At 63.3% G+C, this 2,256-nt stretch carries 2 protein-coding genes; one reads left to right on the top strand and one right to left on the bottom strand.

Translation table 11 applies throughout. The features are described from left to right. Positions 1-152: 152 nt before the first annotated feature. Positions 153-1,433 (top strand): DDE-type integrase/transposase/recombinase, encoded by a 1,281-nt coding sequence (locus BLP88_RS18535; RefSeq protein ID WP_084111367.1) that lies wholly within the window; start codon positions 153-155, stop codon positions 1,431-1,433. 96 nt (positions 1,434-1,529) lie between these two features. On the opposite strand, the gene BLP88_RS18530 is transcribed toward BLP88_RS18535, so the two are convergent. Then, on the bottom strand, positions 1,530-1,802 hold the full coding sequence (locus tag BLP88_RS18530) for a DUF2277 domain-containing protein (RefSeq protein WP_074591667.1): 273 nt from the start codon (positions 1,800-1,802) through the stop codon (positions 1,530-1,532). Positions 1,803-2,256: the final 454 nt, after the last annotated feature.

Here is a 2,256-nt window from a genome sequence, read left to right as displayed (position 1 = left end):
GAACAGGCCTCCCAGGGCTAACAACCGCCTCCGGCCAACAACCGCTCCGGCCGGATTACCGGCCGAAACGTGGATGACCCCCTCAAATTTGAGGGTGTCATGTCTCAGGACATTGTGGACATTTCTGTCTCAGGACATAGTGGACACTCTTGATGTCTCAGGACATCGTGGACGATCCGTTCATGAGTCGGATTCCTGATCGTGTTCGTCAGCAGGTAGTTGAGTGGCCGCTGGACGCTCCGCGTGGTGCGGTGGAAGAGTTCTGCCAGCGGCATGGAGTGTCCAGGTCCTGGTTCCACGGTGTCCGGGCCAAGGTGGCTTTGAGCGGTGATCAGGCATCGGTCAAAGCCACCACCCGTCCGCATCACAGCCCGGCCAGGATGCCCGAATCCGTCCACGCAACGGTGATCGCAACACGGCGCCGGCTCAGTTCGGAAGGCAAGGATCACGGACCCTTATCGATCCTCGATGTGATGACACGGTCAGGGTTCGCTCCGCTGCCTTCCCGGGCCACGATCGCCAGGATCCTGGCCCGTGAGCAACTCACGGAACGGAACAAACGCAAACGGCCCAAACAATCACACCAAAGGATCCGTTCGCAGTACCCGAACCAACGGTGGCAGTCCGACGGACTCGAGGTCGCCCTCGCTGACGGGCAGAAGGTAACGATCGTGGAAACCCTCGATGACTGCACCCGCTACAACATCACCTTGCACGCGGGCGCCTCGGAATCCTCAGCAGTGGTGACTGAAGCCTTCCGCCGGGCGATCCGGGCCTACGGGCGCCCCGTACTGGTGCACACGGACAACGGCTCGGCGTTCAACCGGGAACGGTACGGGAGCACCACCGCGCTGCAGGCTTTCCTGAACGACCTGGGCGTGAAGATGATCACCGGACGACCCGGGCACCCCCGGTCGCAGGGCAAGGTCGAACGAGCCCACCAAACCCTGCAACGCTTCGTCAACGCCCGGCAACCGGGAACGGTCCAGGACCTGGAACGCATCCTGCAGGAGTACCGGGACTGGTACAACTGCCACCGCTCCCACCAGGCGCTGCCTCCACGGACCACGCCAGCTCAGCTGTATGAGACGCTGCCGAAAATCGCTCCGCCGGCAGAGCCGATCATCCCGAAACGGCCTCGCCTCCCGGCAGAGAAGCCTGACGGGAGACGAGAGCCGTTCGGGACGGTCATCCAGCGCCGGAGCGCCAATAGGAACGGGAGATTCAGCTACCTAAAAACCGCGTTCACTCTCGGGAAGGCGTGGGAGGGACAGACAGTCACGATCCTCCGGCACGACGAACACCTGGAAATCTTCGATGCCGAAGGAACCATGATCACGACCACGCCCTGGCCGGCCGCCCAGTTACACGTCGGCCTGGCCCGCCAGGTCAAAGCCCGGAAACAACCCACCCAAGTGTCCACAATGTCCTGAGACAGAAATGTCCACAATGTCCTGAGACATCACACGCCCAAATTTGAGGGGGTCATCCACGTTTAAGCCGGCAATTCCGCGCGGCCGCGGCAGCCCTCAGGCCGTGCCGAAGCGGACCGCAGCGCGGGCCCTCGCCTTGGCGGCTTCCTCTTCGCGGTTCTTGGCGGGGCCGTGGCTGACCAGGGAGTCGAGCAGGTGCTGCGTGGCATGCGCTATCTGGTGCACGGCCTCGTTGAAGGCGTCCTCGTTGGCCTTGGACGGCTTGTTGCTGCCGCTGATCTTACGCACATACTGCAGCGCGGCGGCTTCGACCTCGGCCGAGGTGGCACGCGGTTCAAAGTTATGGAGTGTATGGATATTGCGGCACATGGCTTCATGCTAGGCCGCACCGGCGGCATTGGGCAGCCCCCGCCGGAAGCTGCCGCGCACTCTTTTAGCGGCTCCGGCGCGGTCATTCCGAAGGAATTCGAGTACTCGGTGCCGTGCGCAGGGGAAAATGCGGGTACTTACTACTCGGGCGCCCCGGAGCGCCACATGCCTATCCTTCAAGCAAGCCACTTCGTCGCCAACGGCTGCGTCGCCGGACCTCCGACGAGCTGAGCGGGGAGATTTCCCTCCCACAGGGAGGGAAGCAGGGGGTTCGGCGAAGCGCCGCTCCTTGGCATGAAGGCCCGGTCCCCGAGGGGACCGGGCCTTCATGACGTCTCGCACCTGACGGGCCCCGCCAGGGTGGGGACTGCTTCATGGGGAGGCGTCCCCATCGACACTTTTTGCGCCGCCGGGATAGTTTCTAGGTATTGGGGATGCCGAAGAGTTCGGATCC

The organism is Arthrobacter cupressi (genome assembly GCF_900099975.1).
GTDB lineage: Bacteria > Actinomycetota > Actinomycetes > Actinomycetales > Micrococcaceae > Arthrobacter > Arthrobacter cupressi.
The sequence above is the reverse complement of the archived record's forward strand: the minus strand, read 5'-3'. Positions and strand labels throughout refer to the sequence as shown.

Bases quoted from the DNA above. Each gene is read 5' to 3' on its own strand.
- BLP88_RS18535 (WP_084111367.1), top strand. From the start codon at position 153: ATGTCTCAGGACATCGTGGACGATCCGTTCATGAGTCGGATTCCTGAT.
- BLP88_RS18530 (WP_074591667.1), bottom strand. From the start codon at position 1,802: ATGTGCCGCAATATCCATACACTCCATAACTTTGAACCGCGTGCCACC.